Below are 26,578 nucleotides of genomic sequence, written 5' to 3' on the forward strand. Positions count from 1 at the left end.
TTACGGATGAACGAGAGTGAAAGCGGGTCGATGCAGTCGGCGGATCAGAGCGGCGGCGGCGGCAGCGGCGCGCGCGGCGCGACGCCCGGCACTTCCTGGCCCGGCGCCGGATGCAGCGAGCGCACGACGGCGAGACGCCGCATCAGCTGATCGACGGCGTCGTTCTGCATGTCGGCGTACAGGATGTCTGCTTCCGCGGTCTTCGCTTGCGAGAACTGATCGCTATACGTCATCGCGCGATTCAACGCGATCGAGCTGGGCGGAATCAACAAAGTGCCGTCCGAGCCCCTCAGCGTGTAGTTCAGCGAATAGTTCAGCGCGTATTCCTCGACTACGCCGAGCGAGCTCAGCGTCAGCACGCCCGTGCCACGCGACTCCGAAACCACCAGGACCGCGTCCGCGTTGCTGGACGAATTCACGATCACCGTGTCGCTGCCGCCCTGCACCATGCGCGTCAGGCGCGCAGCGACGGGCGGCGTCGCGCCCGTGATGGCGAGGCGCTTGAACGCGTAGTTCTGCTGGCCGCGCAACTGGAAGCCGCACGCGGACAGCAGCACAGCGCTGCACGCCAGGGTCAAAAACGATCTGCGGTTCACATGGGCTCCTGATTCGCAGTTAAAGCGCAATCGCGATTGATCGGCACCAACCGGCACATTCGGCGCGGCCGTCAGACGACGACGTTCACGAGGCGGCCGGGCACGACGATCACCTTCTTCGCCGGCTTGCCTTCGCTGAACTTCGCGAACATTTCGTGCGCGAGGGCAGCCGCTTCGATCGCTTCACGCGACGCGTCCTTCGCGATCGTCACGGCGCCGCGCACCTTGCCGTTCACCTGCAGCACGAGTTCGATCTCGCTTTGCTCCAGCGCCTTTTCGTCGACCTTCGGCCACGGCGCATCGAGCAGCGTGCCGAATTCATCCGCGTAGCCGAGTTCCTGCCACAGCTGGAACGTGATGTGCGGCACGACCGGGTACAGCACGCGCAGCAGCACGCCGTAGGTTTCGCGCAGTACGGCGGGGCTCGCGCCGGGTTCGCCACTGCGTGCGCCTTCGAGCGCGTTGAGCATCTTCATCGCCGCCGACACAACCGTGTTGTACTGCAGACGCTGATAGTCGAAATCGGCCTGCTTCAGCACGCCGTAGATTTCGCGGCGCAGCGTTTTCTCCGTATCGGCGAGTTTTGCGGCATCGAACGATGCGCGCTCGCGCAGCGCCGCTTCGTTCGCCTGGCCGAACGCCCACACGCGGCGCAGGAATCGGCTCGCGCCTTCGACGCCCGCACCCGACCATTCGAGTTGCTGCTCGGGCGGCGCGGCGAACATCGTGAAGAGACGCGCGGTGTCGGCGCCGTACTGGTCGATCAGCACTTGCGGATCGACGCCGTTGTTCTTCGACTTCGACATCTTCTCGACGCCGCCCAGCTCGACGGGCTGGCCGTCGGCGTTCAGCGTCGCGCCGATAGGGCGGCCCTTGTCGTCGTGCGTGACGGTGACGTCGGCCGGGTTGTACCAGGTCTTCTTGCCCGCTTCGTTCTCGCGGTAGTACGTTTCGTTGAGCACCATGCCCTGCGTGAGCAGGTTCTTCGCCGGCTCGCCGAACTTCACGATGCCCAGATCGCGGCAGACCTTCGCCCAGAAGCGCGAATACAACAGGTGAAGAATGGCGTGCTCGATGCCGCCGATGTACTGGTCCATCGGCATCCAGTGATCGGTGCGCTCGTCGACCATCGTCTTTGCGTCGGGCGCCGCGTAGCGATAGAAGTACCACGACGAATCGACGAACGTGTCCATCGTGTCGGTCTCTCGCTTCGCGGCCGCGCCGCACTTCGGACACGTGCAGTTCAGGAACGCTTCCGACTTCGCGAGCGGATTGCCGGTGCCGTCCGGCACCAGGTCTTCGGGCAGCACGACGGGCAGATCCTTCTCGGGCACGGGCACGTCACCGCACGACGGGCAGTGGATGATCGGGATCGGCGTGCCCCAGTAGCGCTGGCGCGAGATGCCCCAGTCGCGCAGACGCCACGTGACCTGCTTGTCGCCGAGGCCGAGCGCCTTGAGATCGGCGGCGATGGCGTCGACGGCTTCCTGGTACTTCATGCCGTCGTACTTGCCGCTGTTGACCAGCACGCCGTTTTCCTTGTCGCTGTACGACTCCTGCCATGCGTCCGTCGAGAACGGCTGGCCAACGACTGCGACAACCTGCTTGACGGGAATGCCGTACTTCTTCACGAACGCGAAGTCACGCTCGTCGTGCGCCGGCACGCCCATCACGGCGCCTTCACCGTAGCTCATCAGCACGTAGTTGCCGATCCACACCTCGACCTTTTCCTGCGTCAGCGGATGCGTGACGTAAAAGCCCGTCGGCATGCCCTTCTTTTCCATCGTCGCCATGTCGGCTTCGGCGACGCCGCCGTGCTTGCACTCGTCGATGAACGGCAGCAGCTCGGGCTTGTCCTGTGCGAGACGCGTCGCGAGCGGGTGCTCGGCGGCGACCGCGCAGAACGTCACGCCCATGATCGTGTCGGCGCGCGTCGTGAACACGCGCAAGAGCTTCTGCTCGCCGTCGATTTCGTACGGGAAGCCGAAGTTCACGCCATAGCTCTTGCCGATCCAGTTCTGCTGCATGATCTTCACGCGCTCGGGCCAGCCGAGGCCGTCGAGATCGTTCAGCAGTTCATCCGCGTACTGCGTGATGCGCATGTAGTACATCGGGATTTCGCGCTTTTCCACGAGCGCGCCCGAACGCCAGCCGCGGCCGTCGATCACCTGCTCGTTCGCGAGCACGGTCTGATCGACGGGGTCCCAGTTCACGGTGCCCGTCTTCTTGTACGCGATGCCCTTCTCCAGCATCTTCAGGAAGATCCACTGGTTCCACTTGTAGTAGTCCGGGCTGCACGTGGCGACTTCGCGCGACCAGTCGATAGCGAGACCCATCGACTGCATCTGCTTCTTCATGTACGCGATGTTGTCGTATGTCCACTTTGCGGGCGGCACGCCGTTGGCCATCGCGGCGTTCTCGGCGGGCATGCCGAACGCGTCCCAGCCCATCGGCATCAGCGTGTTGTAGCCGTTCATCCGCAGATAGCGGTACATGACGTCGTTGATCGTGTAGTTGCGTACGTGCCCCATATGCAGCTTGCCCGACGGATACGGCAGCATCGAAACGCAATAGAACTTCGGCTTGTCGGCCTTTTCCGTCGTTTTGTACGCGTCGCTGACGCGCCATTGTCCTTGCGCGGCGGATTCGACGTCGGAGGGAACGTATTTTTCGTGCATGGTGTGATGGGATCGCTGGTTCGGTGCCGCTTTTCAGTGCTTCGGCACCGGCCGGTGCTCTGCGTGAAGAAATGTCTCGTCGATTCCCCTTGCGTCAAGGGGAAAGGGCTGATTATACCGTCCGGGCGGGACGACGCCGCACGCGATGCGGCGTACGCGGCGCGTTTTGCGCGCCGATTGATTCCGGTTCGATTCCGGTTCGCGGTGAAAACGGGCTTTTGGCCCGGCAGCGATGCGATGACGCTCACTGCGCGGCGGATGCTCCCGCTGTCGAAGGCGCTGGCTGTCCCGCGTTCGCGCCGCCTGTCGTCGCAACTCCGGCTTTCGCATTGCCCGCCGATGGCGGCTCGGTCACGAAGCCGATCCGCTCCAGGCCCGCCTGCTGCGCGGCGCCCATCACCTGCGCGATGACCTCGTAGCGCGTCGAACGCTCGGCACGCAGATGGATTTCGGGCTGTTGCTTTTGCTTGCCGGCGTCGTTGAACTGCGCGCGCATCTGCTCGAGTGTGACGGGCTTGTCGTTCCAGTAGAGCTTGCCTGTCGCGTCGATGGACAGCGTGATGGTCTGCGGCGTCTCGCGCGCCTCGGCGGACGCCACGCGCGGCAGATCGAGCCGGATCGCGTGCGTGAACAGCGGCGCCGTGATGATGAAAATGACGAGCAGCACGAGCATCACGTCGATCAGCGGCGTCATGTTGATGTCCGCCATCGGCGCGGCCGTCTTGTGTCTGTCGAGTCCGCCGAATGCCATATCGTGCCTCGCTCCTTCCGTTTCAGCGTTGGCCGAAACTAAGCCTGCGTCCGCGCGGGCGAACGGTTGCCCTGGGCGTCGCGCATGTCGGCGCGCGCACCGTCGCGCGTCTCTCCGGCGGGCGCGCAGACATACGCGTGCAGATCGTGCGCGAAGCCGTCGAGTTCCTCCGACAACTGCCGCACCATCCGTCCAAGCACGTTATAGGCGAGCACGGCGGGAATCGCGACGACGAGGCCGAACGCCGTCATGATGAGCGCTTCGCCGACGGGCCCCGCGACGTTTTCGATCATCGCCTGACCGCTCGACGCGATGCTGCCGAGCGCGTGATAGATGCCCCACACGGTGCCGAGCAGGCCGACGAACGGCGCGGTGCTACCCACCGACGCCAGCAGCACCTGCCCGAATTCCAGCCGCCGTTGCGAGCGATGCAGCGCCTGGCGCAGCGCCCGCAGCACGCGTTCGCTGCGCTCGACGCGCGCGAGCAGCACGCCCGGCATCTCGACTTCCGACGCCTGCAGCGCCGCTTCCGCCAACGGAGAAAAGACGTGCTCGCGATCGGCGAGCCGCAGCGCGGCGACGCCGTCGGCGAGCGTCGGCGCCTGCCAGAAAAGCGCGATGGCGCGCGGCCCCTGGCGCTTCGCGCGCCCGAGCATCCAGCTTTTGACGATCAGGAAACACCAGCTCGCAATCGACATCGCCAGCAGCACGTACGCGACGCCATGCGTAATGGCGTCGCTGGATTGCAGGTAGTGGATGATGCCGGAGTTTGCCATCGGACCTCGCCGTTCGCCTCGGCCACGAGTGCCCCGGCGCGTGAGAACAGGCTACGGGTGCTCAGCGAAGGCCAAGCACGTCCTGCATGTCGAACAGGCCGTTCCGATGGCCTTGCAGGAAACGTACCGCACGCAGCGCGCCTTGTGCATACGACAGACGGCTTGCCGATTTGTGCGTGATCTCGATGCGCTCGCCGATTCCCGCGAACAGCACCGTGTGATCGCCGACGATGTCGCCGCCGCGTATCGCCGAAAAGCCGATCGTCGACGGATCGCGCTCGCCCGTCACGCCTTCGCGCGCGTACACCGCGCAGTCTTCGAGCTTGCGGCCCAGCGCTTTCGCGACCACTTCGCCCATCGTCAACGCAGTGCCCGACGGCGCGTCCACTTTGTGACGGTGATGCGCCTCGATGATTTCGATGTCGTAGCCCTGCGAGAAATGCGGCGCGGCGAATTCGAGCAGCTTCATCGTCACGTTCACGCCGACGCTGAAGTTCGACGCGAACACGATGGCGATTTTTTCAGCGGCCGCGCGGATGCGCGCCTTTTGCGCGTCGTCGAACCCCGTCGTGCCGATCACGAGTTTCGTGTTCGTGCGCAGCGCCGCGTCGATGTGCGCGATCGTGCCTTCGGGGCGCGTGAAATCGATCAGACAGTCGGACTGCGCGAGCACGGCGTCGATATCGTCCGAGATAAGCACGCCCGTCTGCTTGCCCAGAAACGCTCCGGCGTCCTGACCGAGCTGCGGCGCGCCCTCGCGATCGAGCGCGCCGGAAAGCGTCGCGTCGGGATCGTTGAGGACGGTTTCGATGAGCATCCGGCCCATGCGGCCCGATGCGCCAGCGATGGCAATTTTCATGGGTAATCCAGCAAACAGCGCCGTCGAACGGCGCCATCGGGTTGCGCCGACTGTTGCGCTGTCAGTTGATCCGAAAGGCAGCGCGCAGGCCGGCGATCAATGAAACGAAGCGAGCAACGGACACTCACGGACACTCGTGCATGAGCCGGACTATCGCGCCGAACCATGCGATGAACCCAAGCTGCCGTGCATCGCGGGGAGACGCATGACGGGCGAAGACGCCGCCCGTCATATTCCGGACAGCGGAATCAGCCGCCCGTTCCCGTGTTGGTCTGTGACGAACCCGGCGACGACGCGACGGGCGCATCTTTCGCCTGTCCATTGTTGCCATTGTTGCTTTGGGGACCGGTCGGACCGACGGGGTTGTCCTTCGGCACGCCCTGGATCTGCGGAGGCGGTGGACGCGTGAAGCGGAACTGCGGCTGGCCAGGCTCCGTCGAGTTCTGCGGTACGCCGCCATTCGACTGCGGCGTACCCGCGCGCACCGACGGCGTCGTGCCGGGCGCCGGCGCCTGCACGGCGTTGGTCAGGCGGTTCGCAGCCTGGGCGGCTTGCGCGTTCGGATCGACGGCGGGCAGATTGCCGGCTTGCGCGGCGTCGGACGTGGACGAGCGCGCCGTATCGGGCGTCGAGACGGGTGCGGACCCCGCTTCCGCAACGGGCGCGCTCGCCGCACCCGCCGCGCTCGCGGCGGCAGGCGCTACAGCCACTTTCTTGCCCGTGCGGTCGCCGTCGATATCGGCGAGCAGTTCGAGGTTCGACGGCAGATCTTCGCCGCCCGTCCAGTTCGCCACGCGATCGCCCGAGAAGTTCACGATGAAATCACGCTGCTGGACGACCGAGGTCGAACCGCGCTTGAAGTAGAAGACGTAGTCCCAGCGATCGGCGTGGAACATGTCGGTCAGGAGCGGCGTGCCGAGCACCTGTTTCACCTGTGCACGCGACATGCCGACCTGCATCTGCGAGGCCATTTCCTTCGACACGAAGTTGCCCTGAACCACAGTAATGCGGTACGGCGTGATGCTTTGGGCGACGCGCTGCGTCAGGCTGTCGTACGTGGAACATCCAGCAAGAACCGCCACAGCCGCAGCGACGATCAAGGTGCCCCGCATGCGGCTCCCCCGGTTGATCAATAGAGCTTTTGGAATCATTTCCCTCACCGTGCGAGGCTTCCCGAGCCGCGCGAGTTTCCGTCGAAGATGACCTCAACAGCAATTCACATTACTATTAGAACCTTGCATTGTACTCTAGGGATCCCTTGCCATGACCAATCCAACCGATCTGAAAAATATCGGACTCAAGGCGACCCTACCGCGCCTCAAGATTCTGGAGATCTTTCAGCACAGCCCGGTGCGCCATCTGACCGCCGAAGATGTCTACCGTAATCTGCTGCATGAAGAACTGGATATCGGGCTCGCCACGGTGTATCGCGTGCTCACGCAGTTCGAGCAGGCGGGACTGCTGTCGCGCAGCAATTTCGAGTCGGGTAAAGCCGTTTTTGAGCTGAACGAAGGGACGCATCACGACCATCTCGTGTGTATCGATTGCGGTCTGGTCGAAGAGTTTTTCGACCCTGAAATCGAAAGCCGCCAGCAGGCGATCGCGAAGGAACGCGGCTTCAAGCTGCAGGAACACGCGCTCGCGCTGTACGGCGCGTGCACGAAGGACAAGTGTCCGCATCGCAAGCACTGACGGGCGCCGGCCGCGATTCGGGGCGCGGTCGGGCCGTCGTGACAGGCAATACGCAAAAGGCCCGGCCGATGAAAATCGACCGGGCCTTTTGCTTTCCACTGCTGGCGGAAAGCGAGCGACGCAAGCGAACGCCTCAAACGGCAACGGCCTCGAGCGACTCCCGTTCGAGCCGCCATGCTTGCGGCAACGACACTTCGTCGCAGTTGGGCCCTTCGCCGCCTCGGTCGACAACCAGGAAATCGCTCATGCGCTCCAGCGCCAGCAGCGGATGATGCCAGACGCCCTTCGCATAGTTGACGCCCTGCCAGCCGCGCGTCGAGAACGCTCTGAGCTTCGTCGGGTCGAGCTCACCGGCCGGCGCGACGACGATCAGATAACGTGTCTTCGAGAGCGGCACGAAAGCCTGGCTGCCAAGAGGATGCCGCTCCATCATCACGATATCGATCGGCCATGAGCGCGGCTGCGCGCGAAACACGTTGATCAGCGGACGGCCGCCCTGCGTGCTCACGTCCACTTTCGCGAGGTCGTGATAGCGCTCGGTCGTGCCTTCGTTGATCGGATAATGCCGCGCGCCCTCCAGTTCGATGACGTCGCCGAAAGGGGCAAACGCTTCACGCGTCAGGCGCTCGATGCGCAGTGTGTTCATGGCCTTCTCCGTGGTTCCCGCTGACCTGTCCAGTGTGCCTTATTCGATCTCGCCCCACAGACGCAGGCGCGATACGCCGCCGTCCGGATAGATGTTGAAGCGCACGTGCGTGACAGGGCCGAGCGCGGCCAGTTCAGCGCTGAACGTGTGGACGCTGTCCATTTGCAGCTTCTGTTCCGGCAGCAGGACCGGCCAGAACATCGCTTGCGTGACGAGCGAATCGTCGGTGCCGCCCGTGACGGACGCCGCCTGCAGCGAGCAGCGGTCCGGGAAATTCCCCTTGAAGTGCGCGGTATCCACTTCGACTTTGCGGATCACGCCGGGACGCGCAAGCGCAACGATCGCCCAGTCGTTGCCCGGCTCGCGGCGTCGCCGCGTTTCCCAGCCGTCGCCCATATTCACGCCGCGCCCCGGCATCAGCATCTGCGATGCCGGCCCGAAGTGCTGGTTGTTCGCCGCGACCAGGTACGCGCCGTTCTCGATCGCGGCCAGGTCGATGAGCGTGCCGCGCTCCATCCGCTCCCAGTCGCGCTTCGGCTGCCCATAGACGCGCAGACGCGCAAGTCCGCCGTCCGGATACAGGTTCACACGCAGGTGCGTGAACGCGCGCGCATCGCTGACTTCGACGTAGTGATGCTGATTGCCCTGCAGCGTCGTCGCGGGAACGATGGTTTGCCAGTCGGCGTGATCGGCGGGGACGTCGCTGTCGGAGTAGCAGGCGTCGATCGACGCGGCCGGCGGGAAATTGCCCGTGAAGTGGCTCGTGTCGAGATCGACGCCGTGCACGATACCCGGCCGCGCCAGCCGCACGACGCAGTAGTCGTGGCCCGTCGTGCGCTTGCGGCGCGTCTCCCAGCCGTCCATCCATTTGCCGTGGTCGTCGTATTTGCCGGGGATGAACACCGCCGGCTGTGGGTCGAGCATGCGCTCTTTCGGCGCGAAGAATTCGTCGCTGGCGAAGAGCGCCTTGGCGCCCAGACGCGGATCGGCAAGATTCATGTAGCGGCGCGTGAAGGCGGGTGCGTTCGGATCGAGAATCGGATTGGCCATGATCGGTTCGTTCAGTATTCAGTCGAGTGAGTGAGCTGGCGGCGGACTCCTGAAGCCCGCCGCCGCTGCCATGGGTGGTCGGTCAGATGGCGGAAAGCGTTGTCATACGGCGTGCGCGGGATTTGCGTGGCCCGCTTCTTCGCCGAGATCGGTGGTGGTCGGCACGAAACGGTAGTCGCTGTCGAGGTTCAGCACGCGGCGGGCGCGCGCCTTGTCGATGTCGTTTTCCCATACGCCGACGATCACCGTCGCGACGCAGTTGCCGATCAGATTCGTCAGCGCGCGGGCGATGCCGACGAACCAGTCGACGGGCAGGATCAGCACGAGGCCGAGCACGGGAATCGCGGGAATCGCTGAAAGCGTCGCCGCGAGAATCACGATCGCGGAGCCGGGAATGCCGTGCGCGCCCTTCGACGTAATCAGCGACACCAGCACGACGACGATCAGATCGTGCATCGACAGCGGCGTGTTGGTGGCCTGCGCGATGAAGATCACGGCGAGCGTCAGATAGATCGAGAAGCCGTCGAGATTGAACGAGTAGCCGGTCGGAATCACGAGGCCGACGGTCGAATCCTTCACGCCCATCCATTCGAGCTTGCGCATGATCTGCGGCAACACGGCGTCCGACGAAGCGGTGCCGAGCACGATCGACAGCTCTTCGCGCAGATAGCGGATCAGCTTGAACACGCTGAAGCCGGCGAGGCGCATCACGACGCCGAGCACAACCGCGACGAACACGATGCAGCTCGCGTAGAACACGACGACGAGCATGCCGAGCTGCTTCAACGACGCGACGCCATATGTGCCCGTCGTGAACGCAATCGCGCCCAGCACGCCGAGCGGCGCCAGCTTGATGATGAAGCTCATCACACGGAAGAACACTTGCGCGAGCTCATCGATCAGGCCGTTGACGCGCTGCACGCGCGGTCCGAGCAGCGACAGCGCAGAGCCGACCAGCACGGAGAACACGAGGATTTGCAGGATGTCGCCTTTCGCGAACGCGTCGAATGCAGTGTCGGGGATGATTTTCAGCAGAAACGCTGCCGTGTCCTTCAGACTCTTCGCGTGCTCGGTGTAGGTGGCGAGCGACGCGGCGTCGAGCGAGTGCAGATCGATGTTCATGCCGACGCCCGGCCGCGTCACATACGCGAGCACCGCGCCGATCACGAGCGCAATCGTCGTCATGATTTCAAAATAGACGACGGCCTTCAGGCCAACGCGCCCCACTTTCTTCAAATCGCCGGCGTGCGACATCCCGCTGACGACCACACAGAACACGATCGGTCCGATCACCATCTTGATCAGCTTGAGAAAGCCGTCGCCCAATGGACGCAGCGACTGCGCGAAATGCGGAAACAGCGCGCCGATCACGATGCCCGCCACAAGAGCGATCACCACCCGGCCAAACAGCGAATTGAAGAACTTCAACACGGCTTTCTCCCGATCAACGAGTTGGATCCACAGTACGATCTTCCGTGACCTGTTCATACTGGTCCGACCAGTACTGTTATGGCGAATAGTAGGAAGCCGATATAGTTGGGTCAAGGATTCCGAGACCGGTGTTTACCCGGTCTGGTCTGACCGGCAGTCTCGCCCGGAACTTGCGTCGGTGCAGCGGCTTGCGACGATTTTCCGAAGCCGTTCTACAATGCGGTCAGACCGCACCGAACCGCCGACGCCATCATGAAGAATGTCCCGCACACCGTCACCGACGCCGCCATCGCGACGATCCGCGAGAGGATCGAAGGCGGCGCTTATCCCGTTGGGAGCCTGTTGCCGGCGCAGCGGCAATTGTCGGAGGAACTGGACATCAGCCGGGCTTCGCTGCGCGAGGCGCTGTCGACGCTCGAAGCGCTCGGCCTGCTGACGATCCGCCCCGGCAAAGGCGTGTATGTGCAGTCGACGAAGGCATCGTCCGCGCATCCGTGGCGTTTCGCGGATCAGTCGTCGTTGCCGGACACCTATCAGATGCGTTTCGCGCTGGAAGGCTTTGTCGCACGCATGGCGGCGCTTGCGATCGGCGACGACGACGTCGAATGGTTCGAGGACAACATCGCCGCGCTACACAACGCGCTCACTAATGGCGAACTGGACGAGGCCGCGCAACTCGACTTCGACTTTCACATGCGGATCGTGAATATCGCGGGCAATGCGGCCATCGAATCGATTCTGCGCAGCAGCGCCGACATCATGAAAGAGAGCCAGCGCATGCCGTTCTATCGGCGCGAGCTGGTGCTGTCGACGTATCACGAGCATCGCGCGATTCTCGATGCGTTGAAGGCACGCGATCCGCACGCGGCCGGCAAGGCCATCGAGAAGCACATCGCGAACGCGGCGCAGCGCGCGGGCGTGTATTTCCCGACGCCGCATGCGTGAACGCCCGCGGAAGAAACGGGCGTAAAAAAGCCGCTCCGAAGAGCGGCTTTTTCGCGTCATGAAGGCAGAGAGGTCTGCTTACTTCGCGTTCGCGAGAGCAATCGCCGTGTCCAGCATGCGGTTCGAGAAGCCCCACTCGTTGTCGTACCAGCTCGACACCTTCACCAGACGGCCCGACACCTTGGTCAGCGTCGCGTCGAACGTCGACGAAGCCGGGTTGTGGTTGAAGTCGATCGAGACCAGCGGCGCCGAGTTGTAGCCGAGGATGCCCTTCAGCGCGCCTTCCGACGCTTCCTTCATGATCGCGTTGACTTCATCGACGGTCGTGTCGCGCCGGGCGATGAACGACAGGTCGACGATCGACACGTTGATGGTCGGGACGCGAATCGCGTAGCCGTCCAGCTTGCCGTTCAGCTCCGGCAGCACGAGGCCGACAGCCGATGCAGCGCCCGTTTTCGTCGGGATCTGGCTGTGCGTGGCCGAGCGCGCGCGGCGCAGGTCTTCGTGGTACACATCCGTCAGAACCTGGTCGTTCGTGTACGCGTGGATCGTGGTCATCAGACCCGTTTCCAGACCGATCTTGTCATTGAGCGGCTTGACCAGCGGCGCGAGGCAGTTCGTCGTGCACGATGCGTTCGAGATGACCGTGTGCTCGGCCTTCAGCGTATTGTGGTTCACGCCGTAGACGATCGTCGCGTCGACGTCCTTGCCGCCCGGCGCCGAGATGATCACCTTCTTCGCGCCGCCCTTCAGGTGAGCGCTCGCCTTTTCCTTCGTCGTGAAAAAGCCCGTGCATTCCATCACGACATCGACGCCCAGCTCGCCCCACGGCAGTTCAGCCGGGTTGCGGTTGGCCAGCACGCGGATCTTGTCGCCGTTGACGATGAGGTTCTCGCCGTCGACGGTCACTTCGCCCGGGAACTTGCCGTGCGCCGTGTCGTACTGCGTCAGATGCGCGTTGGTCTTGGCATCGCCAAGGTCATTGATCGCGACGATCTCGAGATCATGCTTCTTGCCGTTCTCATAAAAGGCGCGCAGCGTATTGCGGCCGATCCGGCCATAGCCGTTGATTGCGACACGAATCGTCATGTTCTATCTCCTGATGGCTGAAAAAATTCTTCCCTGATGCCGCGGCTGCGACGCGAAGCCCGCCGCGCGCCCGTCGTTGCGACAGCGCGCGGCGTGAAGCTCGCGTCAGCCGAGCGCCGCCTTGGCCGTCGCGACCACATGCTCGACGGTAAAGCCGAAATGCTTGAACAGCACGCCTGCCGGGGCCGACTCGCCGAACACGTCGATACCGACGACGCCGCCTTCCAGACCCACATACTTGCGCCAGAAATCCGTCACGCCCGCTTCGATCGCGACGCGGCGCACGCCGTGCGGCAGCACGCGCTCGCGGTACTCGGCGTCCTGCTTGTCGAAGGTCGTCGTGGAGGGCATCGACACGACGCGTGCCGCGATGCCTTCACGCGCGAGCGCCTCGACCGACTTCATTGCCAGTTCGACTTCGGAGCCCGTCGCGATCAGGATGATCTTGCGCGCGACGATTTCGTCGTTCCAGTCTTGCAGCACGTAGCCGCCCTTCGCAATGTTGGCGATCTGCGCATCGGTGCGCGGATTGAACGCAAGGTTCTGGCGACTGAAGATCAGGCACGACGGGCCCTGGTGCTCGACGGCTTGCGTCCAGGCGACGGCCGTCTCGACGGTATCCGCCGGACGCCAAACCTGCATGTGCGGAATCAGACGCAGGCTCGCGACATGTTCGATCGACTGGTGGGTCGGGCCGTCTTCGCCGAGGCCGATCGAGTCGTGCGTGAATACGAAGATGGACGGCGATTTCATCAGCGCAGCGACGCGCAACGCGTTGCGGCTGTAATCGGAGAACGTCAGGAACGTACCGCCGAATGCCTTGTGGCCACCGTGCAGCGCGAGGCCGTTGATGATCGCGCTCATGCCGAATTCGCGCACGCCGTAGTTCACGTAGCTGCCCGCCGCGCCCGTTTCGCCGACGCGCACGTACTTCGCGGCCTTCCAGTTCGTGAGGTTCGAGCCCGTCAGGTCAGCGGAGCCGCCGCACAGTTCGGGCAGCACGGCCGCCAGGCCTTCGATGGCCTGCTGCGACGCCTTGCGGGTCGCGACGGTTTCAGCGCGCTCGTTCGCGCCGGCGATGATCGCCTGTGCCTTTTCCGCCCAGTCGGCGGGCAGCTTGTTCGCCATGCGGCGCTCGAATTCGGCGGCTTCTTGCGGATACTTGGCGCGATAGGCGGCGAACGCGGTGTTCCAGTCGCCTTCGATCTTCGCGCCCTGCTCCTTCGCGTCCCACGCTGCGTAGACTTCCTGCGGAATCACGAACGGCGGGTAGTTCCAGCCGAGCTTCTCGCGCGTGGCCGCGACTTCCTTGTCGCCAAGGGCCGCGCCGTGCACGTCGTGCGTGCCTGCCTTGTTCGGCGAGCCTTCGCCGATCACGGTCTTGCAGCAGATCAGCGTCGGCTTGTCGGACTGCTTGGCTTTCCTGATGGCCGCATCGACGGCTTCGACGTCGTGGCCGATCACGCCCGGAATCACGTTCCAGCCATACGCTTCGAAGCGCTTCGGCGTGTCGTCGCGAAACCAGTGAACGACGTCGCCGTCGATCGAAATGCCGTTGTCGTCATAGAACGCGATCAGCTTGTTCAGCTTCAGCACGCCGGCGAGCGAGCACGCTTCGTGCGAAATGCCTTCCATCAGGCAGCCGTCGCCGAGGAACACGTACGTGTGGTGATCGACGATCTTCGCGTCAGACTTGTTGAATTCGTTCGCGAGCAGCGATTCGGCGAGCGCCATGCCGACCGCGTTCGCAAGGCCTTGACCCAACGGGCCCGTCGTCGTCTCGACGCCCGGCGTGATGCCGTATTCGGGGTGGCCCGGCGTCTTCGAGTGCAGCTGACGGAAGTTCTTCAGCTCTTCCATCGGCAGGTCGTAGCCCGTCAGATGGAGCAGCGAGTACAGCAGCATCGAGCCGTGGCCGTTCGACAGCACGAAGCGGTCGCGATCCGCCCAATGCGGGTTCTTCGGGTTGTGGCGCAGATGGCGCGACCACAGTGCAACCCCGATTTCGGCCATGCCCATCGGCATGCCGGGGTGTCCGGAATTCGCTTGTTGAACGGCATCCATGGCGAGCGCGCGAATCGCGTTGGCCATCAGGGAAGTGGGGGCGGGAGACGAGGTCGTCATGTCGGGTCCGGGAATTGGTCCAAAAAGCGGGGGCGCCGTTGGTGGTCCGGAAGCGCGGCGGCCGATCTGCTTTGGCGCACGGTGCGGCGCCGGAAGACGCGAGGCGGGCTGAGCAAACGGACAGGGCTGCAAAGCGAGATATTCTAACAGATAGCCGGACGCGACTTCCGCCATCGGCGGGCGTTTCGGGGCGATCCGGCGCGCATGTTCGCGTCATTTAAGGCGGCTTTCGCGCCGTCCGATGCCAGTCAGGCGGGGTCGTCTGCAAGGCCCGCAGTTTCCGCTGATCCCTCGGTCTCGCGTTTGATGACGCGCAAAACATCAAGAACTTTTGGGACGTCGCCTGAATCTTTCCGTGCAGATGCCGCGCGCGATTCAACGGATTCGCGCGCAATCAGCGATGAAGCCGCAACTTGAACGCGAGCAGTCGGATTTTCGACTCGTCGTGCCGTGCAAATCCGTCGATACGCGACGCCCGGAAATATCGTCGCGCGATCCATTGTTCGCCGTTCATCGCGCGTCAGGCAGTAAACTAAGCCGATTCTTAAAGCGTTGGCTTTTTGACCGCTGCTAAATGCATCGCCTTTTTGGCACCAGCCGTCTGCCGCAAGGCAAACGGCTGGTCGCGGCGGCGATGGCGTAAGCGACCCATTGGTTCAGGAGAGTTCGATGACTGCCCCACGCCCAGCCGGAGTGCCGTGGCTGACACCGTATCTGACGGTCCGCGATGCGCGCACCGCGATCGCGTTCTTCGCGGCGGCCTTCGGTTTCCGCGTCCGCGACAGCGTGCACGACGAGGGCGTCGTGATGCATGTCGAGATGACGTATCAGGACCAGTTGATTGTCATGTTCGCGCCGGAAGGCGCATTCGGCTCGACGGCCAAAACGCCGAAAAGCTCGGGTGCGATGGCGCCCCAATCGTTCTATCTCTATGTCGACGATGTCGACGCGGTTTATGCGCGGGCCATCGCGGCCGGCGCCAAGTCGCTGAGCGAGCCACAAGATCAGTTCTGGGGCGATCGTTTTGCCCAGATCGAAGATCTCGACGGCTATCGCTGGGCGTTGGCCTGCCATCTGTCTTGAGTGAATGAGAACTTTCCTTATGCCTCGCTTTTTCGTCGGCACCCCGTTTAAGACCGACGACACCGTTTCCCTGCCGGACGAAGTCAACCGGCACGTCCGCGTCCTGCGTTTGCAACCCGGTGACACTGTCAGCCTGTTCAATGGAAATGGCGGTGAGTACAGCGCCGAAATCGTCGATATGGATCGGCACGGGACCATCGCCCGGATCGGCGCGCATCGCGACGTCGAGGCCGAGCCGCCTTATCAGCTCACGCTTGCGCAAGGCATCGCCGGCAGCGACAAAATGGACTGGCTGATCGAAAAGGCGACGGAACTGGGCGCGTCCGAATTCGTGCCGCTCACGACGACGCGCAGCGTCGTCCGTCTTTCCGGCGAGCGTGCGCAGCGCCGCCAGATTCACTGGCAGCGGATCGTCCAGGCGTCATGCGAGCAATGCGGACGCAATCGTCTGCCGGAAGTGATGCCGACGCGCGAACTCGCGACGTGGCTGGGCTCGATGCCGAAGCAGCCGGTCGAGGGCGAGTTGCGGCTCTTGCTGTCGCCTCGGGCGAGCGTGCCGTTCTCCGCGCTGCCGACCGAGCCGCCGAAAGTCCGCGCGCTGGTGCTGGTCGGCCCTGAGGGCGGCTTCTCGGCCGCCGAAGAGGCCGCCGCCGCCGGTCACGGGTTTATGGCCGTCGGCCTCGGGCCGCGCGTGCTGCGCACCGAAACAGCCGGGATCGCGATGCTGTCAGCGCTCGCGGCGCGCTGGGGCGGCTGGTAGGCGCTGACGGCGAAGGGCGTTTCAGACAAGAAAAAATATGAAATGCTCGTTGAAATGAAAAGGCCCGCCGGATGGCGGGCCTTTTTGTTGATCCTATCTTGAGAACCGATCGACCGGTGTCGAACGATTCTTGGCGACGCACTCCTGACCTCGGACATTTCAGGCAAACGAGTAGAACACGCGGAACGCGACCTTGCGCTCGGCCCAGAACTCCGCCGCTTCGCGGAACACATCGAGCAGCGTCTCACGCGCTTCCTTGTCGAATTTGGTCGCGATCGGCAGCGCTTCGAGCACGATGACGAAGCCCGGCTGGGCGCCGGCCTTGTGGACGAGATCGGTCAGCGAGTCGTACAGCGCGTCGTAGTTCTTGCCGAAGTGCTTGGGAAACAGGAACGACGTGGCAATCGTCTCCATCACTTCCTGTTTGGACTGCGCATTGCCGACAAAAGCGTAGAGAAAATGCTGACCGAGCCGATTCGCTTCGTCAGCGAGATCCTGCACGCGGAATGCGCGGATCGACTGTACGATGTTCGGTCGTACGGTCTGGAAAAGACTCATGCGTCCCTCTTCCGATGAAGGTCCCGTGCTCGCTTCGTTCTGGACGTCACGGGCCTGGCCGGCATCGCGCATCTGCATGACGCGCTGAAACATATTGCCGTCGCCGGCCGCGAAAAAATCCGTCGCGACTTTCGAGTCGTGCGCGTAGACGTTGTCGCTCATGCCGATTATCCCGATGTCAATCAATAATGCGATTAAAACTGGCGTAGTGGTCGTCTGAGTAATAACAATTGTCGGTCCGCCTGAGCGGTCCTCCACAGACAATGCGGCGTGCGCCGCGATCGCGGGCGTGTGGCGTGGGGACGGTGTATTCGTGGTAATACCCGCGACGGTGCGGCGGCAGCAACCGTTCACGATTGCCGAATACGACGCCGTCCTTTTCATACGGGTAAGGCCCGCCAGCGGCAATCGAGTTCAATGTCCTGACAGCTTCCGGCGGCAATTGCGCCAACGCGATCGTGCCGCCTGCCTGTGCCTGTTGCGCTTCGCGGGCGAAGGCGCCCGTCTGGTAGCTGCTGCCGACAAGACCGCCAACCGTCAAGGCGGCGATCAGCACGCCGTCGCGAAGCCACTTGCGTGCCATGAATCAGGATTCCCGCTGTTGAATAACGAGTTTGACGACCATGAAAGTCGTAAGGGTATCGCTAATGTCTTTTGGAATCAATGTTCATTGGTCGGACGAAAGGTCGTCCGGGCGGATCGGGCCGACCGCCGACGCCAGATTTGACAAATCTTGACGCACGATTTATCTCGAACGAGATAAGCTTATCTCTGAGGTTCGATGTTGGACGACTCTCATGCCTCGTCGTCCCGACAGTCTGCACAACGGATTCATGTCATGCGTCGACCTTTTGCGGGATGGCTAATCCCCAGCCACTGCTCGAAGGCGTGCCCATTGCGGGCACGCCTCTTTTTTTGCCTGCGCGGGCTAATAAAACGCCAGCGCGCGCGACAGAACCACAGATTTAACGCGACGCGTTCACGTCGGCGACCAGCAGCGCCGTCATGTTGACGATCCTGCGCACCGTTGCCGAAGGCGTCAGCACGTGCACCGGTTGCGCCGCGCCCAGCAGCATCGGGCCGATTGCGATGTTATTGCCGGCCGCCGTCTTCAGCAGGTTATACGAGATGTTCGCGGCGTCGATGTTCGGCATAACGAGCAGGTTCGCGTCGCCTTCCAGCGTCGACTCCGCCAGCACTTCGCGGCGCAGGTTCGCGTCGAGCGCGAGGTCGCCGTGCATTTCGCCGTCCACTTGCAGATGCGGCGCGCGTTCCTGCAAGATAGCCAGCACATTGCGCATTTTCTGCGCAGAAGGCGCATTGCTCGAGCCGAAATTGGAATGCGAGACCAGTGCGATCTTCGGCTCGATGCCGAAGCGGCGCACTTCTTCCGCCGCCATGATCGTGATTTCGGCCAGTTCTTCCGCCGTCGGATCGACGTTCACGTGCGTATCGACGAGGAAGATCTGCCGCCCCGGCAGCACCAGCGCGTTCATCGCCGCGTAAACCTTAGCGCCATCCTTCTTGCCGATCACCTGGTCGATGAAGTGCAGATGGCGGTGCGTCGTGCTGACCGTGCCGCAGATCATGCCGTCCGCATGCCCCTTCTTCACCAGCATCGAGCCGATCAGCGTCGTGCGGCGGCGCATTTCGAGCTTCGCCATCTGCTCGGTGAAGCCCTTGCGGCACATCATCTTGTGATACGTCTGCCAGAAGTCGCGATAACGCTCGTCGTGATCGGTATTGACCACCATGTAGTCCTGGCCGTTGACGAGGCGCAGGCCGTACTTCGCGATGCGCTGCTCGATGACGGCGGGACGGCCGATCAGGATCGGCTTCGCGAGCTTTTCGTCGACGACGATCTGCACCGCGCGCAGCACGCGCTCTTCTTCACCTTCCGCGAACACGATGCGTTTCTTCTCCGGCTCGACGCCGCGCGCGAGCTGGAAAATCGGCTTCATCGTCGTGCCGCTGTGGTAGACGAACTGCTGCAGATGCTGCGTGTACGCGTCCATGTCCTCGATCGGACGCGTGGCGACGCCCGAATCCATCGCAGCCTGTGCGACGGCGGGCGCGATCTTGACGATCAGGCGCGGATCGAAAGGCTTCGGAATCAGATATTCCGGACCGAACGACAGGTCCTGAATGCCGTACGCGGTCGCGACGATGTCAGACTGCTCCTGGCGCGCCAGTTCCGCGATCGCGTTGACCGCGGCGATTTCCATTTCCTTCGTAATGACCGTCGCGCCTACGTCGAGCGCGCCGCGGAAAATAAACGGGAAGCACAGGACGTTGTTGACCTGATTCGGATAGTCGGTGCGGCCCGTCGCGATCACGGCATCGGGGCGCACTTCCAGCGCCAGTTCCGGGAGGATTTCCGGCGTCGGATTGGCGAGCGCGAGGATGAGCGGCTTGTCCGCCATCTGCTTGACCATTTCCTGCTTCAGCACGCCGCCCGCCGACAGCCCAAGGAACACGTCAGCGCCGGCAATCACGTCGGACAGCGTGCGCGCGTCGGTTTCACGCGCAAAGCGCTCCTTGTCCGGGTCCATCAGTTCCACGCGGCCCTTGTAGACGACGCCCGCCAGGTCGGTCACGAAGATGTTTTCGAGCGGCAGGCCGAGATCGACGAGCAGGTTAAGACACGCGAGGGCCGCCGCGCCCGCACCCGACGCGACCAGTTTCACTTCGCGGATATCCTTGCCGATCACCTTCAGCCCGTTCGTGAACGCTGCCGCGACGACGATCGCCGTGCCGTGCTGGTCGTCGTGGAAGACGGGAATCTTCATGCGCTTGCGGCACTCGCGCTCGACGATGAAGCAGTCGGGCGCCTTGATGTCTTCCAGGTTGATGCCGCCGAAAGTCGGCTCCAGCGCGGCGATCACCTCGACCAGCTTGTGCGGGTCCGACTCGTTCAATTCGATGTCGAACACGTCGATCCCGGCGAACTTCTTGAAGAGAACCGCCTTGCCTTCCATCACGGGCTTCGACGCGAGCGGCCCGATGTTGCCGAGGCCGAGCACTGCCGAGCCGTTCGACACGACGCCGACCAGGTTGCTGCGCGCCGTGAAGCGCGCGGCATTGAGCGGATTCTCGACGATCGCTTCGCACGCGAACGCAACGCCCGGCGAGTACGCCAGCGCGAGATCGCGCTGGTTGATCATCTGTTTCGTCGGGGCGATCGCGATTTTCCCGGGGGTCGGGAATTCGTGATAATCGAGAGCGGCTTCACGGAGTTTGGTATTGACGGGAGTCGACATAAGCGGACGTGAAAGTGCGGATTAGAATAGATGTTCGACGGCATTGTAGCGCCAATCCCACAAATCGAAGCCTGCAATCCGGGTGCAAGTGCCGCGACCGAAACAGCGTGAAAGGCAAGCGTTCGGTTTCGTCCCGGCTCTCGCGACGACTACAATGCGCGCGTTTAGCGTCGGGTTCGCTTCCTGTTCGCGTTTCTTGAGCCTGTCGATTCACTCGCTTCGGCCGCCGCTTCTGCCACCGCTTCGGCTGCCCTTTTGCACTGCCACGCCCTTTATGCTTTCAGAGTTTTCGCTCATCGACCGCTTCTTCGCGCGCCGCGCGTCAGCTTCGACTTATCCGCAGCGCGCCGCGCTTGGAATCGGTGACGATTGCGCGCTGCTCGCCCCGCCCGCCGGCGAGATGCTCGCCGTTTCGACCGACATGCTGGTCGAAGGCCGCCATTTCTTTTCCGATGTCGATCCGCGAGCGCTCGGCCACAAGGTGCTCGCGGTGAATCTGTCGGACCTCGCCGCGATGGGCGCGCAACCTCAGGCGTTCACGCTGGCGTTTTCGCTGCCGAAAGCCGACGCCGACTGGCTGTCCGCGTTCAGCGATGGGCTGTTCGATCTGGCCGAGCGTTACGGTTGCGAATTGATCGGCGGCGATACGACGGGCGGGCCGCTGAACCTGTGCATCACCGTGTTCGGCTCGGTGCCGCCGCACAGCGCGCTGCGTCGCGATGCCGCGCAGCCCGGCGACGACATCTGGGTGTCGGGCACATTGGGCGACGCGCGCGCGAGTCTTGGCGCGCAGCGCGGCGAGTGGTCCGCCGATGCGAGCGACGCGGCCACATTCCGCCGCGCGATGGAACTGCCCGAGCCGCGCATCGCGCTCGGTCTCGCGCTGCGCGGCGTGGCGCGCGCGGCGCTCGACATATCGGATGGTCTTGCCGGCGACCTGATGCACATTCTGGAGCGCTCGCACCTGAACGCGACTGTCGACGCCGACGCGCTGCCGCGCTCGGATGCGCTGCGCCGCCTTCCCGCCGACATCCAGCGCCGCTGCACGATCGCAGGCGGCGACGACTACGAACTGTGCTTCACTGCGCCGGCGTCCACGCGTGACGCAGTCGTTGCGGCAGGTCAACAGGCGGGTGTGACCGTGACGCGCGTCGGTACAATAACTCCACTCGATACAGCCGACGCGGTGCCCGCAATCTCCTGGCACGACGCGTCGGGGGCCCCCCTCACTTTGACGTTGCAAGGCTTCGACCATTTCCATGCAGAATGAAACCTCGCTTGGCTCCGCCGGCCATTTTTCCGAGGCGCCGACGAACGGACGACCCGGCGGATCACCGAATGGCTCCCGTCAGGGCGAGCCGCGCGCGCCCAGGCCGCGGCGCGCGAATGCGCGCTTCATGCTGTCACATCCGCTGCATATCTTGTCACTGGGTTTCGGCAGTGGCCTGTCGCCCATCGCGCCGGGCACTGTCGGGACGCTGTTCGCATGGGCGTCGTTCGCGGCGTTCAGCGCGCAGCTGACGGTCATCGAATGGGCCATTCTGATCGTCGGCGGCTTCGTCGCCGGCATCGGCATCTGCGGCTTCACGGCCAACCGGCTCGGCATCGACGATCCGTCGGCCGTCGTGTGGGATGAAATCGTCGCGTTCTGGCTCGTGCTGCTGATGGTCACGCCCGCCACGTTCACCGGCCAGTTGTGGGCGTTCATCGTCTTCCGCTTCTTCGACATGGTGAAGCCGCCGCCTATCCGGTATTTCGACCGCAGACTGAAAGGCGGCTTTGGCATCATGTTCGACGATCTCGTCGCGGCGTTTTTCACGTTGCTGGTGATTGCGCTCTGGCGGATGTCGGTCTGATTTCCTCCTCGTGCTCCTGACGCGCCCCTGGCGTTCCTCTTACCCGGAGTCCAGCATGGCTACCGATTCCGTCGTTCATCAACTCGCGATTCGCGTCGGCAATCGTCTGCGGGACGAGCGGCTGATGCTGGCCACGGCCGAATCCTGCACGGGCGGGATGGTCGCGACAGCGATCACCGACATTTCGGGCAGCAGCGGATGGTTCGAGCGCGGCTTCGTGACGTACTCGAACCAGGCGAAGATCGAGATGATCGGCGTGCCGTCCGATCTGATCGACAAGCATGGCGCAGTGTCCGAGCCCGTTGCGCGCGCGATGGTCGAAGGCGCGTTGAGGAATTCCCGCGCGCAGGTCGCGCTGTCGATTACGGGCGTGGCGGGGCCCGGCGGCGGCACCGAGTCGAAGCCTGTCGGCATGGTGTGCTTCGGCTGGAGCAACCGGCTGCACACGGTTGTCGAGACGCTGGTTTTCAAAGGCGATCGGGAGCGGGTCAGAGTGCAGGCCGCGACGCATGCATTGCGCGGACTTCTGACTCTGCTCGACGAGCGGGAGCGGTGATTTTTTGTTTGTTGCGGAGATGTCGCTCGAACCGCTAGCTTCCTTTAAGTTATCGCGCCGTTTCAGCGTCGCACTATGCGCGCGCAGTCCACATCGCGTTTGCGCTCATCGGAAGAATCATGGCCTCGCATATTGACCGCGATGAACTGATCCGCCGCTTCGATCTCCGGCCGCATCCCGAAGGCGGCTTCTTCCGCGAGACGTATCGCGCCGGCGATCGCGTTCATCGCCTGGATTCGACGGAGCATCGCTCGGCATCCACCGCGATTTACTACCTTCTCTGCGACGGCGCGCACTCGGCGTGGCACCGGATCAAGTCCGACGAGCTCTGGCACTTCTATGCCGGCGATCCACTCAATGTGTATGTGCTCGAAGACGACGGCGCGCTCACCGTTCATCGGCTCGGCAATGCGCTCGCCAACGCCGATTGCGTGTTTCAGGCCGTCGTTCGATCCGGCCGCTGGTTCGCCGCCCAGTGCGACGATGCGGCGAGCGTTGCGCTCGTCGGTTGTACTGTCGCGCCGGGATTCGAGTTCAGCGAGTTCGAAATTGCCAGCGTCGATGCGTTGCTGCGCGAGTTTCCCCAGCATCGCGACCTGATCGTGAAGCTGGGTCCGACGATCGGCCAGGGCTGACCGGCCGCGCCCTTCAAAGGAACAACTTTCGGTTACGCCCGCCGGAACGCGTTGATACGTTCGCGCGTGTCTTTCGCCGCCTGCGCCGCCGCTTCCACCCAGTCATCGTCCTTGCCCGCGTAAAGGATCGCGCGCGACGAGTTGATCAGCATTCCCGTACCGGCCTGCGTGCGGCCGGCCTTCACCGTCGCCTCGACATCGCCGCCCTGCGCACCGATACCTGGAATCAGCAGCGGCATCTCGCCGACGATTCCGCGCACCACTTCGATTTCCTTCGGAAACGTCGCGCCCACGACGAGGCCAAGCTGCCCGTTCGCGTTCCACTTTTCCGCCGCGAGACGCGCGACGGTCTGATACAGCGGACGGCCGCCTGTCTCCAGGAACTGCAGGTCCGAGCCGCCCGGATTCGACGTGCGGCACAGCACGATCACACCCTTGCCCTCGTGCTCGAGGTAAGGCTCGATCGAATCGAAACCCATATACGGATTCACCGTCACCGCATCGGCACGATAGCGGTCGAACGCTTCGCGCGCATATTGCTCCGCCGTGCTGCCGATGTCGCCGCGCTTCGCGTCGAGAATCACGGGCAGGCCCGGATGCTTCAGATGAATGTGCGCAATCAGCTGTTCCAGCTGCTCCTCGGCGCGATGCGCGGCGAAGTACGCGATCTGCGGCTTGAACGACGATGCGTAAGGCGCCGTCGCGTCGACGATCTTCTTGCAGAAATCGAAGATCGCGTCCGAGCGGTTGGCGTAAGCGCCGGGAAATTTCGACGGCTCAGGATCGAGCCCGACGCACAGCAGCGAATTCGTGGTCTGCCATGCGTGGTCGAGCGTCTGGATGAATGTGGACATAGAAAATCTCGCGGCGCGTCAATGACTGATGAGCCGCGTATTTTAACCGCGCCTCCGGATGCAGATGCAGCCTGGCCGCGCGCTGCCATCGCAAATCGATCATGCAGCGGTCACATGATCATCAAAGCGCCGCGCTCATTGCCCGCGCTTCGCGCGGCGTCCGCCTGCCATCGCGCGCAGGCCCGTCCGCTCGACGGTAAAGCTGAACGAGCGCGCGAGCCGCTCGCCGCGCGCGAGCATCGTCATGCCGTTGTCGGCCGCGCCGCCTGGCAGGTTCATCGCGTTGATCGGGTGATCGACGGGTTCGAAGCAGAAGAAGTCCTTCGATGTCGGCGTGTAGAGGATGTAGTACTCGGTGCTCGTCGACATCGTCAGCGACAGCCGGCGCTTCGGCCACACCACCGTCGCGTGTCCGCTCCAGCCGGTGAACGCGTGATTGACGATCGAGCGCGGCAGCGGATACGCCACGCCGAACTGCCACGCGGGCGGCACGGGCACATGGCGCACGGGAAGCCAGTCGTCGCCGGAAAGCCACAGGCCCGCCGCTGCCGCCGACAGTTGCGTATCGCCATCGCGCACCAGAAACGGATGCACACCGAGCCCGAACGGCATCGTTTCGCGTCCCGTGTTTTCGACTTCGAGCGTAATGACGAGCGTCGCGCCTTCGAGTGCGTAAGTCTGCTTCGCGCGATACGCATAGGGCTTGCCGTCGCGCCGGTCGAGCGTCAGCGTGACGCTGTCGTGATCCGCGGCTACGACGTCCCACTTCGCGAGCCAGCCGTCGCCGTGAATGGGGAGCGGTTCACCGGCGCGGTTGCACGGCACGTCGATCACACGCTCGCCCAGCGTGAATTGTCCGCCGCCGATCCGGTTGGAATACGGCAGCAGCGAATAACACGCGAGATCGTTCGCGTCGGTGTCCGCGTCGACATGGCGGCAGCGCCTGAACACGGGCACGAGCGTGCCTTCGTTGCGGAAGTCGAAGCGCGTGATGCCGCCGCCGAGCGTCGGCGCCACGTCGAGCCGCAACAGGGAATTGGCGAGCGTCACGCACGCGACGTCGCCGGCGCTCGCCGCGCCGACCGCCACCGCGGACGTGCTCGGCCCGGCCAGCACCGGCTGCTGCACGGCGGCCGCGAGCCGCGCTCGCCGCGCGCGAGACTGAGGAGACGACGGAACAGCGGAATTCGCGACAGTCATATCAGGCTCCCATGAGAGGCATCGAACATCGCCATCGGCGTTTCGGACGGCAGATGGCGGCTTATGCGGGCGGCGCGGCGTAGCGGCCGCCTCTTGGGTCTTTGCTGCATGCTGCCCCTCGCGTGGACTTCGTTTCGGGGCGCGGACTGCCCTGCTCCAGAATGCTTCTTTCGATCACGTGCTTCGTGCATTTGCTCCGGCTACGTCAGATGCGCAACCCATCGCACCGGCTACGCGCCCCGTCCACCCGCGAGCGCCGCGGGCGAGCCGTCGAACACCGGCTCAGGCAAGCCGCGCCGGCCCTGCGTCGCGACATACACGCCACCGGCGAGCGTATCGGCAGCGAGCGCCTGAGCGTCGAGCCCGACACGCGCGCTCGTCACATACAGCGTGCCGAGCAGCGCGCCGCCCAACGCGACGCAACTGGGCTGAGCGGTCGGCACGTCGATGCGTTCCGTCTCGACACCGCTCGCGTCATAGCGCACGACGCGTCGTCCGCCCCATTGCGCGTTCCACAAGCCGCCTTCGCTGTCGACTGTCGAGCCATCCGGCTCGCCTGTTTCGTCGGTCAGCTTCGCGAACAGGCGCTCGTTCGAAACGCGGCCGTCCGCGTGGTAATCGCACGCGCGAATTTCGCGCGCCGGCGAATCGCAGAAGTACATCGTCGCGCCGTCGGGGCTGAACGCGATACTGTTCGAAATCGCCGGCGATGGCAACGGCAAACGCTCCAGCGACAGATCGTGATTCAGCCGGTAAAACCCGCCGACGGGCTGCACGGGCGACGCTTCATCCTTCGTGCCGAACACGAAACGTCCCTGGCGATCGCAGCGCCCATCGTTGACGCGCGTATTCATGCCCGCTTCGACATCGACGATGTGCTCGATCTGTCCCGTTGCAAGGTCGAAGAAAGCAAGCCGCGACGCGAGACCCAACAGCATGTAATGCGGATCGGCGCACAGCGCGAAAGTCGAGAGCCGCTCGGGCATACGCCACAACGTGCTCCGTCCATCGCGCGGATCGTACCGCCATAGACGCGCGCCTTCAATATCGGTCCAGTAGAAGAAGCCGCCGCACGCGTCCCACGTCGCGCCTTCGCCGAGCGCGCATTTCGAATCGACGAGCAGCGCCGCCTGCACGTTCACCGCCGCGTCATTGGCCGGGCCTTTCATCGTGTTTCGC

Annotated in this window: 25 protein-coding genes; 8 read left to right on the top strand and 17 right to left on the bottom strand. The window is 63.8% G+C overall.

Annotated elements, in window-relative coordinates:
* Positions 1-44 precede the first annotated feature (44 nt).
* The 6 genes from lptE to AABE10_RS24655 all read right to left on the bottom strand — a co-directional run bounded on the left by lptE (position 45) and on the right by AABE10_RS24655 (position 6,772).
* The gene (lptE, locus tag AABE10_RS24630; protein ID WP_342935830.1) at positions 45-596 is read right to left on the bottom strand and encodes an LPS assembly lipoprotein LptE; all 552 of its coding nucleotides are present in this window, start codon (positions 594-596) and stop codon (positions 45-47) included.
* 71 nt (positions 597-667) lie between these two features.
* Positions 668-3,274, bottom strand: a complete 2,607-nt coding sequence (leuS, locus tag AABE10_RS24635) for a leucine--tRNA ligase (protein WP_342935831.1) — start codon at positions 3,272-3,274, stop codon at positions 668-670.
* A gap of 244 nt (positions 3,275-3,518) precedes the next feature.
* On the bottom strand, positions 3,519-4,025 hold the full coding sequence (locus tag AABE10_RS24640; RefSeq protein ID WP_342935832.1) for a biopolymer transporter ExbD: 507 nt from the start codon (positions 4,023-4,025) through the stop codon (positions 3,519-3,521).
* Positions 4,026-4,063: 38 nt separating this feature from the next.
* Positions 4,064-4,801 carry a MotA/TolQ/ExbB proton channel family protein gene (locus AABE10_RS24645; RefSeq protein ID WP_342935833.1) on the bottom strand — a complete coding sequence of 246 codons (738 nt, stop codon included), beginning with the start codon at positions 4,799-4,801 and terminating at the stop codon, positions 4,064-4,066.
* 61 nt (positions 4,802-4,862) lie between these two features.
* Complete coding sequence (dapB, locus tag AABE10_RS24650; RefSeq protein WP_342935834.1) at positions 4,863-5,660, bottom strand: 4-hydroxy-tetrahydrodipicolinate reductase; 798 nt, start codon at positions 5,658-5,660, stop codon at positions 4,863-4,865.
* Positions 5,661-5,908: 248 nt separating this feature from the next.
* Entirely contained in the window at positions 5,909-6,772 is an 864-nt protein-coding gene (locus AABE10_RS24655; RefSeq protein ID WP_342935835.1) for an outer membrane protein assembly factor BamE, read from the bottom strand.
* 151 nt (positions 6,773-6,923) lie between these two features.
* On the opposite strand from AABE10_RS24655, the gene fur reads away from it, so the two are divergent.
* A complete protein-coding gene (gene fur / locus AABE10_RS24660; protein ID WP_342935836.1) occupies positions 6,924-7,352 on the top strand; it encodes a ferric iron uptake transcriptional regulator in 429 nt (142 codons plus the stop codon).
* 133 nt (positions 7,353-7,485) lie between these two features.
* On the opposite strand, the gene AABE10_RS24665 is transcribed toward fur, so the two are convergent.
* From AABE10_RS24665 to AABE10_RS24675, 3 genes are all read right to left on the bottom strand, one after another.
* Positions 7,486-7,998: an ureidoglycolate lyase gene (locus tag AABE10_RS24665; protein ID WP_342935837.1), complete on the bottom strand. Its 513-nt coding sequence runs from the start codon at positions 7,996-7,998 to the stop codon at positions 7,486-7,488.
* Between the two features lie 39 nt (positions 7,999-8,037).
* The gene (gene alc, locus AABE10_RS24670; protein WP_342935838.1) at positions 8,038-9,048 is read right to left on the bottom strand and encodes an allantoicase; all 1,011 of its coding nucleotides are present in this window, start codon (positions 9,046-9,048) and stop codon (positions 8,038-8,040) included.
* A 102-nt stretch (positions 9,049-9,150) separates the two neighbouring features.
* Positions 9,151-10,479: a C4-dicarboxylate transporter DctA gene (locus AABE10_RS24675; RefSeq protein ID WP_342935839.1), complete on the bottom strand. Its 1,329-nt coding sequence runs from the start codon at positions 10,477-10,479 to the stop codon at positions 9,151-9,153.
* A gap of 252 nt (positions 10,480-10,731) precedes the next feature.
* Here AABE10_RS24675 and AABE10_RS24680 point away from each other — a divergent pair, with 252 nt between their 5' ends.
* On the top strand, positions 10,732-11,424 hold the full coding sequence (locus AABE10_RS24680; RefSeq protein ID WP_342935840.1) for a FadR/GntR family transcriptional regulator: 693 nt from the start codon (positions 10,732-10,734) through the stop codon (positions 11,422-11,424).
* 78 nt (positions 11,425-11,502) lie between these two features.
* Here AABE10_RS24680 and gap read toward each other — a convergent pair whose 3' ends face one another.
* Entirely contained in the window at positions 11,503-12,513 is a 1,011-nt protein-coding gene (gap, locus tag AABE10_RS24685) for a type I glyceraldehyde-3-phosphate dehydrogenase (RefSeq protein ID WP_342935841.1), read from the bottom strand.
* Between the two features lie 105 nt (positions 12,514-12,618).
* Entirely contained in the window at positions 12,619-14,637 is a 2,019-nt protein-coding gene (gene tkt / locus AABE10_RS24690) for a transketolase (RefSeq protein ID WP_342935842.1), read from the bottom strand.
* 669 nt (positions 14,638-15,306) lie between these two features.
* On the opposite strand from tkt, the gene AABE10_RS24695 reads away from it, so the two are divergent.
* Entirely contained in the window at positions 15,307-15,720 is a 414-nt protein-coding gene (locus AABE10_RS24695; protein WP_342935843.1) for a VOC family protein, read from the top strand.
* Between the two features lie 19 nt (positions 15,721-15,739).
* Positions 15,740-16,480, top strand: coding sequence for a 16S rRNA (uracil(1498)-N(3))-methyltransferase (locus tag AABE10_RS24700; RefSeq protein ID WP_342935844.1), 741 nt, complete (start codon positions 15,740-15,742; stop codon positions 16,478-16,480).
* Positions 16,481-16,639: 159 nt separating this feature from the next.
* On the opposite strand, the gene AABE10_RS24705 is transcribed toward AABE10_RS24700, so the two are convergent.
* From AABE10_RS24705 to AABE10_RS24715, 3 genes are all read right to left on the bottom strand, one after another.
* A complete protein-coding gene (locus AABE10_RS24705) occupies positions 16,640-17,200 on the bottom strand; it encodes a barstar family protein (RefSeq protein WP_342935845.1) in 561 nt (186 codons plus the stop codon).
* 16 nt (positions 17,201-17,216) lie between these two features.
* Positions 17,217-17,621, bottom strand: a complete 405-nt coding sequence (locus AABE10_RS24710) for a ribonuclease (RefSeq protein ID WP_152755283.1) — start codon at positions 17,619-17,621, stop codon at positions 17,217-17,219.
* Positions 17,622-18,003: 382 nt separating this feature from the next.
* The gene (locus tag AABE10_RS24715; RefSeq protein WP_342935846.1) at positions 18,004-20,298 is read right to left on the bottom strand and encodes an NADP-dependent malic enzyme; all 2,295 of its coding nucleotides are present in this window, start codon (positions 20,296-20,298) and stop codon (positions 18,004-18,006) included.
* Between the two features lie 274 nt (positions 20,299-20,572).
* Between AABE10_RS24715 and thiL the strand changes: the two genes are divergently transcribed.
* The 4 genes from thiL to AABE10_RS24735 all read left to right on the top strand — a co-directional run bounded on the left by thiL (position 20,573) and on the right by AABE10_RS24735 (position 23,345).
* Positions 20,573-21,568, top strand: coding sequence for a thiamine-phosphate kinase (gene thiL / locus AABE10_RS24720; protein ID WP_342935847.1), 996 nt, complete (start codon positions 20,573-20,575; stop codon positions 21,566-21,568).
* Positions 21,558-22,154, top strand: coding sequence for a phosphatidylglycerophosphatase A (locus AABE10_RS24725; RefSeq protein WP_342935848.1), 597 nt, complete (start codon positions 21,558-21,560; stop codon positions 22,152-22,154). The genes thiL and AABE10_RS24725 overlap by 11 nt, the downstream gene beginning before the upstream one ends.
* 55 nt (positions 22,155-22,209) lie before the next feature.
* Positions 22,210-22,710 (top strand): CinA family protein, encoded by a 501-nt coding sequence (locus tag AABE10_RS24730; RefSeq protein WP_342935849.1) that lies wholly within the window; start codon positions 22,210-22,212, stop codon positions 22,708-22,710.
* A gap of 119 nt (positions 22,711-22,829) precedes the next feature.
* Complete coding sequence (locus AABE10_RS24735) at positions 22,830-23,345, top strand: cupin domain-containing protein (protein ID WP_342935850.1); 516 nt, start codon at positions 22,830-22,832, stop codon at positions 23,343-23,345.
* A gap of 32 nt (positions 23,346-23,377) precedes the next feature.
* Here the strand turns inward: AABE10_RS24735 and pyrF are convergent, their stop codons facing one another.
* The 3 genes from pyrF to AABE10_RS24750 form a co-directional block, all read right to left on the bottom strand.
* A complete protein-coding gene (gene pyrF / locus AABE10_RS24740; protein ID WP_342935851.1) occupies positions 23,378-24,199 on the bottom strand; it encodes an orotidine-5'-phosphate decarboxylase in 822 nt (273 codons plus the stop codon).
* Between the two features lie 135 nt (positions 24,200-24,334).
* Positions 24,335-25,399: an aldose 1-epimerase gene (locus AABE10_RS24745; protein WP_342935852.1), complete on the bottom strand. Its 1,065-nt coding sequence runs from the start codon at positions 25,397-25,399 to the stop codon at positions 24,335-24,337.
* 230 nt (positions 25,400-25,629) lie between these two features.
* Positions 25,630-26,568: an SMP-30/gluconolactonase/LRE family protein gene (locus AABE10_RS24750; RefSeq protein ID WP_342935934.1), complete on the bottom strand. Its 939-nt coding sequence runs from the start codon at positions 26,566-26,568 to the stop codon at positions 25,630-25,632.
* Between the last annotated feature and the right edge of the window lie 10 nt (positions 26,569-26,578).

Origin of the sequence: Paraburkholderia diazotrophica, from assembly GCF_038900755.1 — a bacterium.
GTDB classification, from domain to species: Bacteria; Pseudomonadota; Gammaproteobacteria; order Burkholderiales; family Burkholderiaceae; genus Paraburkholderia; species Paraburkholderia diazotrophica_A.

What these genes read in the sequence shown, in the direction of transcription:
- gap (WP_342935841.1), bottom strand. Translation starts at nt 12,513, where the DNA reads ATGACGATTCGTGTCGCAATCAACGGCTATGGCCGGATCGGCCGCAAT.
- AABE10_RS24710 (WP_152755283.1), bottom strand. Translation starts at nt 17,621, where the DNA reads ATGGCACGCAAGTGGCTTCGCGACGGCGTGCTGATCGCCGCCTTGACG.
- leuS (WP_342935831.1), bottom strand. Translation starts at nt 3,274, where the DNA reads ATGCACGAAAAATACGTTCCCTCCGACGTCGAATCCGCCGCGCAAGGA.
- fur (WP_342935836.1), top strand. Translation starts at nt 6,924, where the DNA reads ATGACCAATCCAACCGATCTGAAAAATATCGGACTCAAGGCGACCCTA.
- AABE10_RS24665 (WP_342935837.1), bottom strand. Translation starts at nt 7,998, where the DNA reads ATGAACACACTGCGCATCGAGCGCCTGACGCGTGAAGCGTTTGCCCCT.
- AABE10_RS24655 (WP_342935835.1), bottom strand. Translation starts at nt 6,772, where the DNA reads ATGCGGGGCACCTTGATCGTCGCTGCGGCTGTGGCGGTTCTTGCTGGA.
- AABE10_RS24750 (WP_342935934.1), bottom strand. Translation starts at nt 26,568, where the DNA reads ATGAAAGGCCCGGCCAATGACGCGGCGGTGAACGTGCAGGCGGCGCTG.
- alc (WP_342935838.1), bottom strand. Translation starts at nt 9,048, where the DNA reads ATGGCCAATCCGATTCTCGATCCGAACGCACCCGCCTTCACGCGCCGC.
- AABE10_RS24715 (WP_342935846.1), bottom strand. Translation starts at nt 20,298, where the DNA reads ATGTCGACTCCCGTCAATACCAAACTCCGTGAAGCCGCTCTCGATTAT.
- AABE10_RS24640 (WP_342935832.1), bottom strand. Translation starts at nt 4,025, where the DNA reads ATGGCATTCGGCGGACTCGACAGACACAAGACGGCCGCGCCGATGGCG.
- AABE10_RS24725 (WP_342935848.1), top strand. Translation starts at nt 21,558, where the DNA reads ATGCAGAATGAAACCTCGCTTGGCTCCGCCGGCCATTTTTCCGAGGCG.
- AABE10_RS24695 (WP_342935843.1), top strand. Translation starts at nt 15,307, where the DNA reads ATGACTGCCCCACGCCCAGCCGGAGTGCCGTGGCTGACACCGTATCTG.
- AABE10_RS24700 (WP_342935844.1), top strand. Translation starts at nt 15,740, where the DNA reads ATGCCTCGCTTTTTCGTCGGCACCCCGTTTAAGACCGACGACACCGTT.
- dapB (WP_342935834.1), bottom strand. Translation starts at nt 5,660, where the DNA reads ATGAAAATTGCCATCGCTGGCGCATCGGGCCGCATGGGCCGGATGCTC.
- AABE10_RS24705 (WP_342935845.1), bottom strand. Translation starts at nt 17,200, where the DNA reads ATGAGCGACAACGTCTACGCGCACGACTCGAAAGTCGCGACGGATTTT.
- AABE10_RS24745 (WP_342935852.1), bottom strand. Translation starts at nt 25,399, where the DNA reads ATGACTGTCGCGAATTCCGCTGTTCCGTCGTCTCCTCAGTCTCGCGCG.
- AABE10_RS24645 (WP_342935833.1), bottom strand. Translation starts at nt 4,801, where the DNA reads ATGGCAAACTCCGGCATCATCCACTACCTGCAATCCAGCGACGCCATT.
- pyrF (WP_342935851.1), bottom strand. Translation starts at nt 24,199, where the DNA reads ATGTCCACATTCATCCAGACGCTCGACCACGCATGGCAGACCACGAAT.
- tkt (WP_342935842.1), bottom strand. Translation starts at nt 14,637, where the DNA reads ATGACGACCTCGTCTCCCGCCCCCACTTCCCTGATGGCCAACGCGATT.
- AABE10_RS24735 (WP_342935850.1), top strand. Translation starts at nt 22,830, where the DNA reads ATGGCCTCGCATATTGACCGCGATGAACTGATCCGCCGCTTCGATCTC.
- AABE10_RS24730 (WP_342935849.1), top strand. Translation starts at nt 22,210, where the DNA reads ATGGCTACCGATTCCGTCGTTCATCAACTCGCGATTCGCGTCGGCAAT.
- AABE10_RS24680 (WP_342935840.1), top strand. Translation starts at nt 10,732, where the DNA reads ATGAAGAATGTCCCGCACACCGTCACCGACGCCGCCATCGCGACGATC.
- thiL (WP_342935847.1), top strand. Translation starts at nt 20,573, where the DNA reads ATGCTTTCAGAGTTTTCGCTCATCGACCGCTTCTTCGCGCGCCGCGCG.